This is a genomic window from Mesorhizobium sp. M0174, from assembly GCF_040322275.1.
GTDB lineage: Bacteria > Pseudomonadota > Alphaproteobacteria > Rhizobiales > Rhizobiaceae > Mesorhizobium.
The window spans coordinates 312,797-327,324 of the sequence record NZ_JAMYTB010000003.1; the positions used below are offsets into that span (position 1 = coordinate 312,797).

At 63.8% G+C, this 14,528-nt stretch carries 18 protein-coding genes and 1 pseudogene; all 19 read right to left on the reverse strand.

Features of this window, described 5'->3' with window-relative positions:
- Positions 1-19 precede the first annotated feature (19 nt).
- The 19 genes and pseudogenes from NKJ13_RS07950 to NKJ13_RS08040 all read right to left on the reverse strand — a co-directional run bounded on the left by NKJ13_RS07950 (position 20) and on the right by NKJ13_RS08040 (position 14,525).
- Positions 20-352, reverse strand: coding sequence for an HNH endonuclease family protein (locus NKJ13_RS07950; RefSeq protein ID WP_352777565.1), 333 nt, complete (start codon positions 350-352; stop codon positions 20-22).
- Positions 353-494: 142 nt separating this feature from the next.
- Positions 495-1,163, reverse strand: coding sequence for a transcription termination/antitermination protein NusG (gene nusG, locus NKJ13_RS07955; protein WP_352777566.1), 669 nt, complete (start codon positions 1,161-1,163; stop codon positions 495-497).
- Positions 1,138-2,361, reverse strand: coding sequence for a helix-turn-helix domain-containing protein (locus NKJ13_RS07960; protein WP_352777568.1), 1,224 nt, complete (start codon positions 2,359-2,361; stop codon positions 1,138-1,140). Before NKJ13_RS07960 ends, nusG begins: the two co-directional genes overlap by 26 nt.
- A complete protein-coding gene (locus tag NKJ13_RS07965) occupies positions 2,358-2,900 on the reverse strand; it encodes a hypothetical protein (protein WP_352777569.1) in 543 nt (180 codons plus the stop codon). The genes NKJ13_RS07960 and NKJ13_RS07965 overlap by 4 nt, the downstream gene beginning before the upstream one ends.
- Positions 2,897-4,966, reverse strand: coding sequence for a DNA cytosine methyltransferase (locus NKJ13_RS07970; protein ID WP_352777570.1), 2,070 nt, complete (start codon positions 4,964-4,966; stop codon positions 2,897-2,899). Before NKJ13_RS07970 ends, NKJ13_RS07965 begins: the two co-directional genes overlap by 4 nt.
- Positions 4,963-6,420 (reverse strand): DHHA1 domain-containing protein, encoded by a 1,458-nt coding sequence (locus tag NKJ13_RS07975; RefSeq protein ID WP_352777571.1) that lies wholly within the window; start codon positions 6,418-6,420, stop codon positions 4,963-4,965. Before NKJ13_RS07975 ends, NKJ13_RS07970 begins: the two co-directional genes overlap by 4 nt.
- Positions 6,417-6,575 (reverse strand): hypothetical protein, encoded by a 159-nt coding sequence (locus tag NKJ13_RS07980; RefSeq protein ID WP_352777573.1) that lies wholly within the window; start codon positions 6,573-6,575, stop codon positions 6,417-6,419. The genes NKJ13_RS07975 and NKJ13_RS07980 overlap by 4 nt, the downstream gene beginning before the upstream one ends.
- Before the next feature lie 138 nt (positions 6,576-6,713).
- The gene (locus tag NKJ13_RS07985; protein WP_352777574.1) at positions 6,714-7,007 is read right to left on the reverse strand and encodes a hypothetical protein; all 294 of its coding nucleotides are present in this window, start codon (positions 7,005-7,007) and stop codon (positions 6,714-6,716) included.
- Positions 7,004-7,300 (reverse strand): hypothetical protein, encoded by a 297-nt coding sequence (locus NKJ13_RS07990; RefSeq protein WP_352777576.1) that lies wholly within the window; start codon positions 7,298-7,300, stop codon positions 7,004-7,006. The genes NKJ13_RS07985 and NKJ13_RS07990 overlap by 4 nt, the downstream gene beginning before the upstream one ends.
- Complete coding sequence (locus tag NKJ13_RS07995; protein ID WP_352777577.1) at positions 7,293-7,565, reverse strand: hypothetical protein; 273 nt, start codon at positions 7,563-7,565, stop codon at positions 7,293-7,295. Before NKJ13_RS07995 ends, NKJ13_RS07990 begins: the two co-directional genes overlap by 8 nt.
- Positions 7,562-7,750 carry a hypothetical protein gene (locus NKJ13_RS08000; RefSeq protein ID WP_352777579.1) on the reverse strand — a complete coding sequence of 63 codons (189 nt, stop codon included), beginning with the start codon at positions 7,748-7,750 and terminating at the stop codon, positions 7,562-7,564. The genes NKJ13_RS07995 and NKJ13_RS08000 overlap by 4 nt, the downstream gene beginning before the upstream one ends.
- Positions 7,747-8,352 (reverse strand): hypothetical protein, encoded by a 606-nt coding sequence (locus NKJ13_RS08005; protein ID WP_352777581.1) that lies wholly within the window; start codon positions 8,350-8,352, stop codon positions 7,747-7,749. The genes NKJ13_RS08000 and NKJ13_RS08005 overlap by 4 nt, the downstream gene beginning before the upstream one ends.
- Positions 8,349-10,976, reverse strand: a complete 2,628-nt coding sequence (locus tag NKJ13_RS08010; RefSeq protein ID WP_352777583.1) for a DNA methyltransferase — start codon at positions 10,974-10,976, stop codon at positions 8,349-8,351. Before NKJ13_RS08010 ends, NKJ13_RS08005 begins: the two co-directional genes overlap by 4 nt.
- A complete protein-coding gene (locus NKJ13_RS08015) occupies positions 10,973-11,209 on the reverse strand; it encodes a hypothetical protein (RefSeq protein ID WP_352777584.1) in 237 nt (78 codons plus the stop codon). The genes NKJ13_RS08010 and NKJ13_RS08015 overlap by 4 nt, the downstream gene beginning before the upstream one ends.
- Entirely contained in the window at positions 11,206-11,406 is a 201-nt protein-coding gene (locus NKJ13_RS08020; protein ID WP_352777586.1) for a hypothetical protein, read from the reverse strand. The genes NKJ13_RS08015 and NKJ13_RS08020 overlap by 4 nt, the downstream gene beginning before the upstream one ends.
- A gap of 737 nt (positions 11,407-12,143) precedes the next feature.
- Positions 12,144-13,259, reverse strand: a pseudogene (locus tag NKJ13_RS08025) (MT-A70 family methyltransferase); the annotation flags it as partial.
- The gene (locus tag NKJ13_RS08030; RefSeq protein WP_352777587.1) at positions 13,256-13,417 is read right to left on the reverse strand and encodes a hypothetical protein; all 162 of its coding nucleotides are present in this window, start codon (positions 13,415-13,417) and stop codon (positions 13,256-13,258) included. The gene NKJ13_RS08030 and the pseudogene NKJ13_RS08025, both read right to left, overlap by 4 nt.
- Complete coding sequence (locus tag NKJ13_RS08035) at positions 13,417-13,686, reverse strand: DUF2312 domain-containing protein (protein WP_352777687.1); 270 nt, start codon at positions 13,684-13,686, stop codon at positions 13,417-13,419. Before NKJ13_RS08035 ends, NKJ13_RS08030 begins: the two co-directional genes overlap by 1 nt.
- 224 nt (positions 13,687-13,910) lie before the next feature.
- Positions 13,911-14,525, reverse strand: coding sequence for a hypothetical protein (locus tag NKJ13_RS08040; protein ID WP_352777589.1), 615 nt, complete (start codon positions 14,523-14,525; stop codon positions 13,911-13,913).
- Positions 14,526-14,528: the final 3 nt, after the last annotated feature.

Sequence of the window (14,528 nt, forward strand, 5' to 3'; positions counted from 1 at the left end):
TTGGCCCGCCCCCCCTTGGTCAGGGTCGGGCTGCCATCCTCTTGGCCCGCTCGGCCAGCGTCTTCTTGGTGTGCGATGCCCCGCAGCGGAGCATGATGTTGCGCTTGTCGAGCGGCGCGCCGCCGTCCCTGAGCTCCACGACGTGATCACCGAACACGCGCATGCCAGGTCGATGGGTCCTGCCATCGCAGTGCGGGTCCTCGCATCTGCGACCACGCTCGGCGATGATCTCGGCCATCAGCTTGCGCCACTCGGGCGACAGGTAGAACGGTTCTGCCGTCTTGGGCGCGAGCTTGACCGTGCGCGTGTCGATGGTCCGGATAACCGGAGCCATCATCTTCAGCTTTGCCAAGGGAATCTTTTCCATTGCGGTGAAGCATGCCGGGCCGCGCCCTTCGCTTCACCAGGATCCGTTCGGGGCTCGGCCTTGCGGCTGCCACTCGGTCTTAGAAGCTTTCGCCTCAAGTCAACGGGTCGTCCTTGGGTGAGATTCGCTATTCGGATTTCGTGATTTGCGCAAGATCCAGCTCGGTGGGTGCGAGGCGTCCGAAGATGTCGACCAGCACGATCGCTCGCTGACCGTCGACCAGCTTCTCGATGGAGCCTCCGAAGCTGGCGAAGGGACCATCTTCGATCCGCACTCTGGCACCCACCGGGAACGCAGCCTCAACCACGGCTTCATCAGTGGACTTCTCATCCAGTTTCTTCTTGAGTTCCAAGTATTTACATTCAGGGACAGGGACGGGTCCACGGGCACCGCCAAGCACGGCACGAACCCCTTCCAGCGTCAGCAAAGCAGCCCATGTTTCGTCACGGTTCAGCACCTTTACGAAGACGTATCCGGGCAGCGCGGGCACATGGTACACGACCTTGCGCTTCGCATGCGGAGCGTTCCGCAACCGCTTCTCGACCGGAAACCAGCGTTCAACGCCGGCTTGGCCGAGCGACTTATCCACATCCTTTTCGGCATGATGGGCGATGCATAGCACGAACCACTGCATCACCGGGCCTGATTCTCCCGCTGCCGCGAGCAAGGCCTGTGCCCTTCTAGAGAGATTCATCTGTCTGTCTGATTCGGCGTATGCGCGGTCGACATTGATCGGCTCGCCCTTGCGATCGATCCAAGCACGCTCAACGTCACTCGGCCGCTTGCTGTGCATCATTGGTCCCTCGCACCGCTTGTTCAAATGCTTCCAGTCCTGCCGGCCCGCCAGCCGGGAAATACACCACCGGCATCTGGCCAGGGTCGGGGAGCCACGGCCAGCCGCGCTGCTCATGCTCGGCCCGCCAGAGGTCCCACACCTCGCAGCCGACCTTGACCGGCTCCATCAGAGCGGCCAGCGCCTCGAGGTCGGGTGTCACGGTGATGCCGCGCCGGTTCTCGGCCGCCTCCTGCATGCGCAGCACCACAGGCCAGCCATAGGCAGCCTGCCGGGTCATGCGCGCCTGGTGGCCCTTGTCGTCGTCCTGGGCCAGCAGCGCAGCCATGAAGCCCTTGGCCGGCGGCGCGGCTACGGGTGGTGTGAGCAGCGTCCGCATCCGCACAGCGCCCCACACCGGCCCGAAGGGCGGCGCCACGATCGCCGTCGGCTTGACCTCGACCGGTTCGGGGACCTCGCAAAACAGCTTCTGCCCGAAATAGGTCGAGGGTGCCGGAACATGATCCTTCCGCTGCGCCTTCAGCAGTGCCAGCCAGTGCGGGAACAATCGCTCGGCATTGATGCGCTCGTGCGGCGTCAGCGCCGCGAAGGCGCGCAGCCCGCCGTCCTTCGGCATGCCCTTCTGGCCCGGCCAGACCCGCACCATGCGCCAGAACGCCGCCTCGATCTTTTTCGGACCATCCGGCTCTTTTTCCAGATCATCGGTAGCCTCTCTCTCGCGCGCTTGCGCGCCCGGTTGAGAGGTTCCTTGGACGGTTCTATTGGACGGTTCCTCTATATAGGGCGGTTGCTGGTTGCCGGTAGGAGGGTCCTGGTTGCCGGTAGGATCGGCGTCTGGTTGCCGGTTGGTCCTACCGGCAATTTCTGCCGGTAGGACTTCGGTTTCAGGCGCGCCCGAGCGCAGCCGCTCGGTCCCGTCGAGCACCTTGCAGTCGAGTTTCAGCATGATCAGGTCGTTGGCGCGCGCACCCCTTGCGCCAGTGCGCCGCTGGCGCTCGATCAGGCCCCATTCCTCGAGCCGCTGCAGCCAGTCACGCGCCGTGCGTTCAGACACTTCAGCGTCGGCGGCAAGCTGCTCCTGGCTGGGCCAGCACGATGCCTTTTCCGGCTCGGCATAGTCGCCGAGGCAGAGCAGGATCGACTTCGCCGCCGGCGAGCCGAGCCGCTGTTCTTTCGCCCATGCGGAGGCTTTCCAGCTCATGCGGCACCATTGCTGATGATGTGGAATGGCGCGCGCACGCCGGCACTGAACCGTTCGGCAGCTTCCAGGGCGATCCGCAGCCGGTCCCGTGGCTTGCCGGCCCGGTTGGCATAGAGCGCGCCGAGCGCGATCTCGTCGCCGCAGCCGCAGGCAGCGAACCCATCGACGTGCTCGCCGACCTGATAGTCGTCATAGATGCCGAACAGCCGGCCTTCGTAGCCGACTAGGAAGCTGCCACCGCTTTCGACCTCATCATGCTTGACGGCATAGCCGCCGGCCTTGAGGCAGTCACGCACGCCATTGACGAAGTCGGTGACCATGAACTTGTACACGTCAATATCGGCATGCCGCTTTGGTGGCGTGAAGGCATGCGCCAGCAACTGCCCCATACGGAACGATGTGGTGAAGCCCATGATGAAGTCGCCGTTGCGGAACACCTTGCGATCGGCCCGCACCGACATCTGATAGCCGGCGACGCCGGCACTATCGCCGCCGAGATAGACTTTGCCGCCTTCGACCAGTCCGACGATGCAGGTCATTCCGCCGCCTCCTGGAACCGCACCATGTGGCCGCAATTGGCCGCTACGAGCGCCGCCGCCATTGGTGGCGAGACGCTGTTACCGCAGCAGGCGATCTGGTCGCTCTTCGGCAGCGGCTTGCCCTTGTATTCAAGGTCGATGATGTAGTCTGGCGGGAAGCCTTGCGCCGAGAACAGCTCGCGCGGCGTCAGCATACGCATGCCGATGTCGACGATGGTGAAGGTCTCGCCCTCGATATCGACCGTCACGAACTCGCGCTCGTCCCAAAAGCCGTGCTCGCGCATGAAGCCGGCGACCAATCGCGCCCGCGCCGCCTGTTCTTCAGTGAACGGTGGCCAGCCGAGGTCGCCTTCGACGAAGCCGAAGCGGTCTTTCGTCGTCACCGAGTGACATGGCTCATCAAGGCGCGAGCCGTCGCCGGTGCCGTAGTATTTCTGCATGAATGGCGCGACCAGCATCGACTTGTTGACCTTGGCCGTGGCGGTATGCGTCGGCTCGTCGATGTCGTGTCCGGTCGACGTGCCGAACTGGCGCGACATGAAGGCGGCAATGACGCCTTGCTGCGGGTTGGCGGTGATCGTCGAGACAGGTTCGTCGGCTGGTCGGCCGGGATTGACGCCTCCGGTACGCCGGCCATCGTTGTTGTGCTGGGCAAGGAAGGCCGCTGTGACGCAGACGTCGGCCTTGGCGGTCTGTGTCGCCATCGGTTCGTCGCCGCCGCGTGGCCGGCTCTGCCCTGCCCTGCCGCCGCAGCCGATCAGCGTCGGCACGGCCAACGCATGCTTGACGCCGCCGGCGACGACGGTGCCGATCGGCGCCTCTATGTCGAGTACCCGCGGCGCTTGGCCGTCACGCTCGCCATAGCCCATCTGGATCAGCGTCGGCGCGACCAGCAGGTTCTGGTCTTTCTTGCTCGCTGTGATCGTATGCGCTGGATCCTCGACGCTGCGGTTTGCGCCACCCTGCTGCGCATAGGACAGAACCGGCGCGACGACACCCAGCGGCGCGGCGCCGCCCGGCCGCTTCTTGAAGCTGTTGGCAGTCACCGTGGCCAACGGCTCGCGCGCATCGTGGCCGGTCGCGCCGGTGTTGAAGCGAATGACCGACGGCGAGACCACCGCGTGCGAGATGCCGCCGGCGGTGACGACGCCAAACGGATCATCGATCGGATATTCTCTGCGCCCGCCGCTATAGCCATGCGCAACGCTGACCAGGAACGGCTTCTTCGCCTTCAGCACGTAGCGATCGACGCCACGCGCCACCCGGCTCATCGTCGCATCGGCTAGCGGCCGCACGGCGCGCAGGCCGAGCTTTTCCATGATCTCAGCGCCGGTGTCGAAGATCGAGGGGCACGCGAGCTCCCAATCGATGATCTCCGCAGCCGTCCGCCAGGGCAGCTTGCGCCCGGCAATCACCTCCGGATCGTCGGGCTTGCCATGCGTCGGTTTCGGCCAGACGATCTTTTGGCCGTCGCAGCGGGCGATCAGGAACAGCCGCTTGCGGATAGTCGGCGCGCCGAAGTCGCAGGCGCGCAGCTCGCGCCATTCGAGCTTGTAGCCAAGCTTGCGCAGCTGCTTGCACCATTTGGCGAAGGTCTTGCCCCGCCCATCGGGATCCGGCATCAGACCGCGATCAGTTTCGATCAGCGGTCCCCAATCGCGAAACTCCTCCACGTTTTCGAGCAGGATGACATCCGGCCGCCGGCGTTCGGCCCAAAGGCACACCACCCATGCGAGATCGCGAATGTTGCGCTCGACCGGCTTGCCGCCCTTGGCCTTGGAAAAGTGCTTGCAGTCGGGCGAGAACCAGGCGAGGCCGACATGCCGGCCGTGCGTCACCTCGAACGGGTCGACCTGCCAGACGTTTTCCGACAGGTGCAGCGTATCTGGATGGTTCGCGGCATGCAGCGCCAGTGCCGCCGGATTGTGGTTTATGGCGATGTCGGGCGAGCGGCCGAGCGCCATCTCGATGCCGGTCGAGGCACCGCCGCCGCCGGCGAAGCTGTCGATGATCAGCGGCGGCAGGTCGGATTGACCCAGGCGCGAATCGAAATCGAGAAGTGTCATTGCCCCGCCACCGCCTCAAACCCGGCAGCGTTGCGATGACCGCCACCACCGAAAGACTTGGCGACTTCGGACACGTCGACGCGACTATCCTCAGAGCGAAGCGAGAACTGGATTTGGCCGTCAGCACGGCGGAACCAGCAGGCCACGAAAGGGGCGTCAGGGAAGCGAACCAGCAGTTCGTGTGCGGTGTCGCTGGCGTAGTGGTAGGGAACATTGACCGTCGGCACATGATGGTCGCCGATGTGGGAGAAATAGGCCTCTTGGAGGAATTTGCCGATGTTGGCCTGGTGCGCGCGCAGGATCGCCCTTCCCTCGTCGATCAGATCATCCGGCTTGGTGGCGATCGCATCCCAGACCGCGAAATCCATGGGATAGGTGCGCAGCGCTGCCGAAAATTGCTTTGTGCGGTCACCATAGGAAAAGCGCCAAAGATCACGATCCTCGATCAATTCCAGCATGTGAGGAACCGGATTGTGATAGCCGGTCATCTCGTGCGCGAACTGCCAAGCCATTGTCGCGCCGGATCGGTCCATGTCGAACACCGCCACGACCGGCGACCCAGTCTCAGTGCAGGCTTTGGCCGCTAGAAGCTCGATGTCGGCCAGCGCTGGCATTGGACCATTCCAGTCCTTCAGCTCGGCCTCGGCTGTTTTGTGATGGTCGATCACGACCACGCTCTTAGCCTTGTCGGCGAGCGTCACCAGTTCGGGCCGCTTCGCCGAGAAATCTACAAACAGCACGTGGCGCCCGGCGACGTCAGGCAGGGGTTTGCCGTAGAAGCCCGGCACATAGGCGACCGAGTTGCCCCACTTTTTCCAGATCGCCCACGCGGCGCCGAAGCCGTCGTCGCAATTGCCGTGATAGATGCAAAGGTCAGGCTTCCATGTCATCGCGGTTCCCTCTTCAGCCATGCGGAAAAGCTGCCGCGCAGCGCTATCCACGCCTCGCTGGCCCGCCCGCCATTGTTCAGTTCTTTTCGTGATTGCACGCCGAGCAGCGAGCGTCACCTTTTGCGCCACGCGCTCGTCGGTCAGCGGCTTTTCCAGGCCGTGCGCCTCATGCAGGAACAGCTTGAACGCTGCATCGTCCTTGCACTTCATCGCGCATTCGGCGGCGAAGTTTTTGACGTCGCGCGTCATCGGTTCGCAGGCCGGTTCGTTCTGCCGGCGGGGCTCCGGCAGGCCACGCAACTGGCGGATTTGAAAGCAAGCGGCATCGAACAGCCGCAGGAGGAAAGCGACCGTATCCGGCGCATTGCAGACGAAGTCGATCTCGTCGACCGTCGCTTCGTGGAACTTCGCCAGCACGAACAGCTCGCCCATGTCGCCGCGCGATTCCACGTAAGCGCCATCGGCGCCATGCACACGCGTCCACACCGCAGGCTCGATCGCGGCCAGCGCAGCGCGAACGGCTTTCAGCCGCGCGGCATCGGGCGAGAGCACGGCGGCGTTCACGGCATCCGCCCGTGCTTGCGCATGGCGCGGCCCAGAAACGTTGCAGCCCGTTCCAGCGATTTGCGGGCCGCAATCTCTCCTACCCCGAACTTGGCCTGTGCCAGCGTGTCGGCGGCATTGGCCACTTGGCGGCAGGCTTCCATGATGTCCGTCATCGGCCTTGCTGGCGCCGGTGGCCTTGGGCTTTGCGACTGGAATAGCCGCAGCAAGCCGCTCGACTTCCGCGATCAGCATTTGACGCACGACCGGGGCCAGCAGGCGCGCCAGCGGGTCGACGTTTTTGTCGATCGCGCTCATGACGCGCCTCCCGCAGCGAATTCGGCCATGCCGATACGGTATTGCTCGGCCTTGGCGGCTAGATCGACCGGGGGCAGTCCCGAGGCATCGCGAACCGCCAGAGCCAGCGAAACGCGCAAGGCGACGAAGTTTGATCCGGCCTCAAATTGCGCACGACGGCACGCGGCTTCGATCACCGGGTGATACTTCAGCATGACAGAATCCGGCATGCGCAGCAGCGTGTCGGCGCGGGATCGATCACCATCCGCATCGTGTAATTGCCGCAGGATCGGGATCATCGAATCGTTCATCGCTCTGCCCCTGTTTCACGTTGGACAGGTGGTGTAACCAACTGTTCTGAAATGGTTTTCATCGTCACACGCCGGTGCGGCGCCGTCTCGAAATAGGCGTATGGATCAAGCCCGGCATAGTTGCAGAGCAGCAGGTAATTGCCGGCCGAAAGCGTCTTCCCGTTGGTGGCGCGCGACAGCATGGCGCGGTCGGTGTCCGGCCACTTCTGCTCGGCGATCCGAAGCGAATAGCCGAGCGCGTCGAGGCGCTGCTGGAAGGCATCGGCAAAGCGGCGGAAGGCGACGTCAGCCATGGTCGTCGGCCCTCATGCTGGCGAGGCCATCTGACAAGCGAGGGATGTCGCCGAAGCGGCGCTCGTAGCCGCTGACCAGTTCGGCATGCTCGCTCGTCAATCCCTCGCACCAGGACCGGCACCTTGCCTCGCGCGACGACGCGCGGTTGTCGCGATGGATGGTGATCCACCGCGATGCAATCGACAGAGCGAGTTCCGTCGCTCGGATCGCGGCGACGAGCGGCGCTTGCGGCATGTGATTGGCACGCTCGGCACCGGTCATCATGCCAGCCCGTCCTTGCGCAGCTTGCGGTCGAGTGCGCGCTTCAGCCGCTTCAACTGCTTTTCGGTTTCAGGATCCGGCGCTCGCTCCCTGGGCTCCGGCCAATGCGTGTCGCCGCGCAGCCGCTTGGCCTCGACAGCGGCGGTATAGGAGCCGGCGGAATCCTTGGCGGGATCGTACTTGGTCATAGCCCGAGCTCCCTTTGCTCAGGCGCGGTCACACCGCCGGAAAACTCACCGGTGCGCGAGTTGAGGACACCGTTGGCGCAGGCCCGCCACAACACCACGTCAACGGTCGCAGCGCGGTACCCGGTCTCGGCAGCCAGGCGTTCGCATAGCGCCTGAGGACTGATCCCCTCGCGATCGGCGAGGCGCTGAAGGTGAACGTCGGGCTTCGCCACGTCGGCGCCGAAGTTCTTGGCGAGGTGAAACTTCGTAATGCCGCCGATCCAGGGCAGCGAGGCGCAGAACTCGATTTTGTCAGTCGCGGAGAGATAGCCGGCCAGCAAGTCAGCCCGCGTCCGCCATATGAGGTCGATCGCCTTGGCCTTGCCCGGATGACGGAAGACATCGAAGGCGCTGAGATCGCCCTGGATGGCCGTCATGACCTTTGCGAATATCTTGACGGCGATGGTGTTCTTCATGCCGGAGTTGCAGATGACGAAGATCGCTTCCGATGCGAAGTCTTCGGCATCGGTCGGCGGCTTGAGATTTTCCGACCAGGCGATGTCGTCGACAGCCTGATCTCCGAGTGCAGCGATCATCTCGCGGAAAAGGGCTGCCGATATCATTCCGCCGCCTCCAGCTCGTCGCCGATGCCGAGCATGTCGAACATGGTCGGCACGGCCATCTGCGCTTCGGCCTTGCGGCAGTAGTGCGCGCCGTCATGGAAGTAGGTGGCGGAAAGCTCGGAGGCCTGCCCGCGCCGGCCCTTCAGTATCGCCCGATAGGGCACCGTCATCAGCCCGCCGAACGGGTCGTAGATGATATCGCCCTTGTTGGAATAGCGGTCGATCAGCCGGTCGACGATGTCAAACTGGAGAGGGCAAACGTGCTTCTCCAAATTCTTGAACGCCTGCTCGCCGTTCAGCGTCAGCATGCGCACCACGTCGGTCCAGATATTCGGATCGGCGGATGGCGGATCGAGCATCATGTAGGTCTTGGACAGCGCATCCTTTGCCGCCAGTTCCTCGCCGAGCCGCACATGCGCTTCGAAGTCGTAGACGGCGCCTTCGAACATCGTCTGGAACAGCGCCCGCACCGCTTTCGGCCCGAGCCGCACGATCTCGTCGGTGGTCAGCAGCCGGTCGCCGGAGGACGGCCAGAAGGCATGCGCATCCATCTGCCAGCGCGCCAGCGTGTAGCCGCTGCCCGGCACCTGCGGCCGGCGGTCGCCATCGGTCCACCGCTCGTGGCGGCCGTCGGCGGCGATCACCAGCGGCTTGTCGTGCTCGACAGGCTCGTCGGCATAGCCGCGCGAAAGGTCGCTCTGCGGGCGGCGGAACAGCAGCACATATTCCGGAGAGCCGACGCCCATCTTGGTGGCGTCCTTCATCATCTCGGAATAGCCGAGCCGGTAGGTCTGGTTGTTTTCCTTCACCACGTCGGTGGCGATGGTGATCATGCCGACGAACTGGAAGCCGTGCTTGAGGTAGTGGAAGATCGCCTCGGCATGGAAGGGCGAGACGGTCGGCACGCCTTCGCCGGTCACCGAGCCGAACAGCACCCGGTCCTTGACGTGGATGCAGGCCAGCCGGCCGGGCTTCAGGATCCTGAGGAGCTCCGGCGTCAGGAAATCCATCTGCGCCCAGAAATGGCCATTGTCGTCGGTGTGGCCGAAATCATTGTAGGAAGCCGTGTATTCGTAATGGTTGGCGAACGGGATCGAGGTGACGATCTCGCCGATGCTGGCGCTGGCCGTCTGCCGCGCCTCGAGCACGGCATCGTTATGCGCGATGACGAAGCTTTCGCCGCGCTCCTCACGTCGTGCCACGCCGATCGAGCGCGACAGCACGTCGTCGAGCGGCAGGCCGTCCAGCCCGTAGCGACGGATGATCTCGGCCATGCGCGCCATCAGCCGGTCGTGTTCGGCCCACTTGCCTTCGAGATTGCGGCGCACTTCGCGTTCGGCTTCGGAAAAGATGATGTCGATGCGGCATTCATGCGCCTGGCCGAAGCGCACGATGCGGTGCACCGCCTGGATGAAGTCGTGGAACTTGAAGCCGACGCCGACGAAGATCGCCCAATGGCAATGCATCTGGAAATTGTTGCCCGCGCCCGACATTTCCGGTTTTGTCGCGAGGTCGCGGAACTTACCGTTCTTGAAGCCAACGGCGTTCGTCTCATTGGCATTGATGCCTTGCGCACCATAGATCGAGCGCACGCCCGGCACAGCCGCCTCGATGGCGCGGCGCTCATCCTCTAGGTCGTGCCAGAGGATGCGGTGCGCCTCAGGATCCTGCGCAATCAGCTCGACCATCTTGGCGATCCGCGCCGACAAACTGTCGCGCTTGGCCGCACTCGCTTGGGTGACGCCGAGCGCGGCGTTGCGCAGCAGCAGGCCTTGTCCGTCGCGATCCTCGCCGGCCGTCGAATGGTCGATCGGCACCTCGTGCCAGTTCACCGTCACCGGCGGCAGCACATAGCCGTCATCGGAAAAACCGAGATCGGAAGGCGACTGCAAAAACACCGCCCAGCTGTGCACCCACAGCCAGAACTCATCTTCCTTGTGCGGGAACAGCGTCAGGTCGCCGGCCTTTTCCGAATTGCGCTGGAAGAACCGCGTCAGCGCCTGGCCGGTGTCCATCACGCCAAGGAAGCCGGCATAGTGGATCAGTTCCTTGGTGCGGTTCGGCGACGGCGTTGCCGTGGCGACGAACTTGAAGCGCACGGCCTTGAACAGCGGCAGGAAGGTCTGGAAGGTCTTTGTCCCGTAGCCGCGCAGCACGGCAGCCTCGTCGAGGCTCGCCCCCACAAACCGCGACACGTCGATCTTGCCGGCCAGCACGCTCTCGTAATTGGTCAGGTAGATCGTGTCGTCGCCTTCAATGCCGGCGTCGCTCTGGATGAACTTCAGCTTGACGGCGCAGTCGCCGGCAAAACGCTCTTCCGCCTCGGCGAAGAATTCGTGGCGCACGCCGAGCGGGATCACGATCAGCCGCAGACCAGGCGCGAACTGCCCGACCAGCCGCATCAGCTCGATCTGCATGAAGGTCTTGTGCAGTCCGAACGACGCGAAGATGGCGCGGCTGCCGCCCTTTAGCGCCCAGCGCACGATGGCCCGGCAATGCGGCGCGCCGGCCGGGTTGATGTCTTCAACCGCGACGTCGAAGCCATCGGCCTTGGCCAGTTGCATCTTGCCGCGCAGGAAGTCGAGGTAGGGATCGTCGGCCGGGAAGGTGACGGGCGCGTTCATGCCGATTCCTCGACACGCGAGAGGTCGCAGAGGTATCCGGCCTGAGTTACGCGGAGGCGCCTGCGCTCCTGGTAAAACTCGACGAGCTCAACCGCAGCGAGCTTGTTCCACGTCGCCCGCATGACCGGGGCGCGGTCGCCACCGGCGAGCAGCACCTGGTTGCGGTCGAAGCCGCCGTCGCCATTGCGATTGCGCAACCATTTGAGCGCGGAAAGCTGGCTTGACGGAATCATGCCGGCACCGCCTTTTCAGCCGCTGCGGCCTTCTGAAGCCTGTCGAGATCGCGGCCGATCATTGCGTGCTGAACGCGCAATGCCGCGAGGTGCGCTGCCAATTCATTTGAAGGGATTTCATCCGTCCGCTTCAGCAAGCGACGCAGCTCGAGCGCGTCGGCTCGGGCAAAAGCCAGGCATCTCTGGAATTCGCTCATGCCGGCACCGCCTTGCGCCCGCGCTTGTTTGGCGGCGGCGCGTCGTCGGCAATTGGCGCGAGGTCAGCCTCAACGAGAGGCTTTAGCGCATCACGCCGCGCGATCTCATCGGGACTAAGATCGTCAATGTCGCGCGCATTTAGCCGATTGAATTCAGTCCAATCGGCTAACGCATCACGGAAGCCACGTTTCGTGGCGCTTACAACATTGACGGCATCACCGTCGGATGCGGCATCAACTAACCTTCCCAATTCTGCGAGGCGCTTAGCACCGCCGACCGTGAGTTCTTTGCCAGCCCAAATCAGGCGGCCTTGCTCCTTTAGAGCTTCGAATAGGGGACCAGAAACACTGATGCCGCCGGCGATTGCGCCAAGCAACTTGAACTCGGTGAGCTCCTCGGTGGTCACCGATGGACGCTCAAAAGGTGCCGTCTCTCCGGCTGTCGCGTCCATTCTCTCAGACGTTGCAGATGCCGACCGACCGGCATCGGCCCTACTCACCTCTCCCGTCATGGGGGCGCCCTCAATGGCGCTGATCCCACCGTTGTCCTCGGAGGCTTTCGCTACGGGATTCGTTGCCGTCTCTCCGGCTGTCACGCATCGATCGATGCCGCGTTCCATCTCTGCCCCTTGTCGCGTAGGCAGAATTGCGTCCAGTTCTCTCCGCGTGACAAAGGCGCTGCAGGCACTGGCAACCCCGCCCACCTTCTCGGATGCCGTTTCCGGCATATCCCCTATTTCAAAACCCCAATGATCCCAGCCCGGGCGGGGCGAGCGGCAGAACATCTCCAGCCGCGCCACGCCGGGGAATAGCCGCTCGATCGTCTCGGCATAGAAGTCCGGCTTGGCCGAATGCTTGCCCTTGCGCTCGCGAAAAACCGTCTCCGGTTGCGAGCCGGGCAAGGGTGCGGCGACGTCGCCGCGGCGGCCGATCAGCAGGATCTCGTGACGGTCGCGGCCCCAATAGCCGGTCCCGGCGACTTCCTTGTCCCACACCCAGTGATGCACGTAGGTGAAGCCGAGCGCTTCCAACAGGCGCAGCGCGTCCAGCAACATCGGGTTGGTCGCCCAGCAGAAGAACACAGCGTTTTCGGTGAACGGGTCGAGCTCGCGAAACAGCGCGATGATCTCGTCGGTCGTCATCGTCGGATAGTGGTTTTCCGCGCTCTTCTCGCGGCCGGTCACTTCGGAGCGGACACCGAATTTCCACGGCGGGTCGGCATAGCCGACGGCATACTGGCGCATGAGCTTGCCCGGCGCGCTGGCGCCGCCGGTCTCGCGCACCATGTCCATATGCGCAAGGCGCACCGTGTGGGCGATCTTCTGCTTTTCGGCGCGGATGATCTTGGCGCCCTTCAGGAATTCGCCGACATTTTCACGATCGGGCACGAAGGCCGTCTTGATCGCCTTGCGGGCAGGCTGGCGCACGCCATCCTTGCCCTCCACCTCTTCATGGTGGCTAATTTCGCCACCATCGACCAACCGCTTGCGAACACCCTCGACCGTGGAATGGTGAACACCGAGCATACCGGCGATAGCCCGCGACGAGATCGATGGCGTGTCGCGCAGCTGATCGGCGATGACATCCTGCTTCTGCGAAGTCGTCATATGTCGACGGGCGAAGTTCAGTTCGCGCGACAGCGCCCGCTTGTCGGTTTCAGAAAGGCCCTTGCGCACGAAGCGCGGCCAGTCGACGAGGCCGAGGCTTTCGCAAATCTGGACGCGGTGATGGCCGTCGATGATTTCGCCCGCCTCGTCATACTCGACAGGCACCAGCACGCCATGCGCGATGATCGAGCGCTCGAGCGAGGTGAATTCGTCCGGCGAGAGCGGCGGCAGCAGCTGGTACTTCAAGGCAGCGTCCTCGCGACCAGCCAGGCCAGGATCGCCAGCATCGTCGAGTGAAGGAACCGTCCAAGACCGCCGCGCCAGCCGCTAGCCGGCGCAGGCAAGTTCTTGAATGCCCAGAGGAAAGCAACAGCAGGAAGGATGATGGTGATGATGAGCTTCATCAAACCATCCCCAGCGCTGCTTTATAGAGGTCGAGGATAGCTTCCTCTTCCTGGCGCTCGGCCTCGTCCTTCTTGCGCAACCGGACGATCGACCGCATCGCCTTGGTGTCGAAGCCGGTGCCCTTGGCCTCGGCGAACACTTCCTTGATATCGTCGGCGATCGTCTTCTTCTCTTCCTCGAGCCGTTCGATGCGCTCGATGAAGGCGCGCAGCTGTCCGGCTGCGACGGTCTGCGCCGCGCTCTCGCCGGTCTCGTCGGCGGAAAACATCTCTTCGGTCGGATCGTCCTTGCCGCCCTTGACCACCTTCAATGCGGCCTTCACCACGCTCATCGGGACTTCACCCGTCGACCGCCCGTCCGCCGTGCGAATTGAGATCATCGGTTCGGAATCACCCTTGGCCCGACGGGTCACCTCGGGCGGTAGTTGCTCCGGCTTGCCCTTCGGCTTGCCATCTTTTTTCTTCGGGGTGCGTGGCGTGTAAGGATCGTAAGTCATGCCGCTTGGTCCTCCCCTGCTGCCGCAAGCGCGCGCGGCCAGAGCTCGACGGCAAGCGGCCAATCACCATCAGCGATCAGTTGTTCCCGCACCTCGTCGGCACCGTCATCGGCGATGCGATTGGCAAGTTCGTCGACGGCGTCGTCAGGATCATCGACGAGGCGATCGGCAAAGGTCATGCATTCTTCGCAGACCACGTCGCCCGCAATGATGCGCGCGCCGGACTCAGGATGCGTTTCGTAGCCGCAGCGTTCGCAGCAATGTCCGAGATTGGCCTTCAGCCAGTCCGCCGGACGGATGGAATCCGGATCCTTGCCGTCCCATTGCGGAACGCGCGTCACATAGTCCGCGCAAAATACCCGCTCCTCGGCAAGCCCGTAGCCCTGATGGTCGCACCACTGCGCCCATGCTTCCTCGGCAGACTTAGCGGTGACACTGATCCAGTCATATTCGCCAGGCGTGCCGACGGCGAAGCCGAGCACGTCGGGCTGCGCGCCGAGGTCGATCCCAATGAATCGCGGAGCTTCCTCTGCTCCCACCGTGGGAAGCATCGCCGCTGCGGCTGCTGCAACTGCGCCGACCAGAACTGTTCTGCGTGAGACGCCAGCCATCGC

Coding starts and splice junctions, on each gene's coding strand:
- nusG (WP_352777566.1), bottom strand. CDS start 1,163: ATGATGCACAGCAAGCGGCCGAGTGACGTTGAGCGTGCTTGGATCGAT.
- NKJ13_RS07960 (WP_352777568.1), bottom strand. CDS start 2,361: ATGAGCTGGAAAGCCTCCGCATGGGCGAAAGAACAGCGGCTCGGCTCG.
- NKJ13_RS07965 (WP_352777569.1), bottom strand. CDS start 2,900: ATGACCTGCATCGTCGGACTGGTCGAAGGCGGCAAAGTCTATCTCGGC.
- NKJ13_RS07970 (WP_352777570.1), bottom strand. CDS start 4,966: ATGACACTTCTCGATTTCGATTCGCGCCTGGGTCAATCCGACCTGCCG.
- NKJ13_RS07980 (WP_352777573.1), bottom strand. CDS start 6,575: ATGACGGACATCATGGAAGCCTGCCGCCAAGTGGCCAATGCCGCCGAC.
- NKJ13_RS07985 (WP_352777574.1), bottom strand. CDS start 7,007: ATGAACGATTCGATGATCCCGATCCTGCGGCAATTACACGATGCGGAT.
- NKJ13_RS07990 (WP_352777576.1), bottom strand. CDS start 7,300: ATGGCTGACGTCGCCTTCCGCCGCTTTGCCGATGCCTTCCAGCAGCGC.
- NKJ13_RS07995 (WP_352777577.1), bottom strand. CDS start 7,565: ATGATGACCGGTGCCGAGCGTGCCAATCACATGCCGCAAGCGCCGCTC.
- NKJ13_RS08000 (WP_352777579.1), bottom strand. CDS start 7,750: ATGACCAAGTACGATCCCGCCAAGGATTCCGCCGGCTCCTATACCGCC.
- NKJ13_RS08005 (WP_352777581.1), bottom strand. CDS start 8,352: ATGATATCGGCAGCCCTTTTCCGCGAGATGATCGCTGCACTCGGAGAT.
- NKJ13_RS08010 (WP_352777583.1), bottom strand. CDS start 10,976: ATGAACGCGCCCGTCACCTTCCCGGCCGACGATCCCTACCTCGACTTC.
- NKJ13_RS08015 (WP_352777584.1), bottom strand. CDS start 11,209: ATGATTCCGTCAAGCCAGCTTTCCGCGCTCAAATGGTTGCGCAATCGC.
- NKJ13_RS08020 (WP_352777586.1), bottom strand. CDS start 11,406: ATGAGCGAATTCCAGAGATGCCTGGCTTTTGCCCGAGCCGACGCGCTC.
- NKJ13_RS08030 (WP_352777587.1), bottom strand. CDS start 13,417: ATGAAGCTCATCATCACCATCATCCTTCCTGCTGTTGCTTTCCTCTGG.
- NKJ13_RS08035 (WP_352777687.1), bottom strand. CDS start 13,686: ATGTTTTCCGCCGACGAGACCGGCGAGAGCGCGGCGCAGACCGTCGCA.
- NKJ13_RS08040 (WP_352777589.1), bottom strand. CDS start 14,525: ATGGCTGGCGTCTCACGCAGAACAGTTCTGGTCGGCGCAGTTGCAGCA.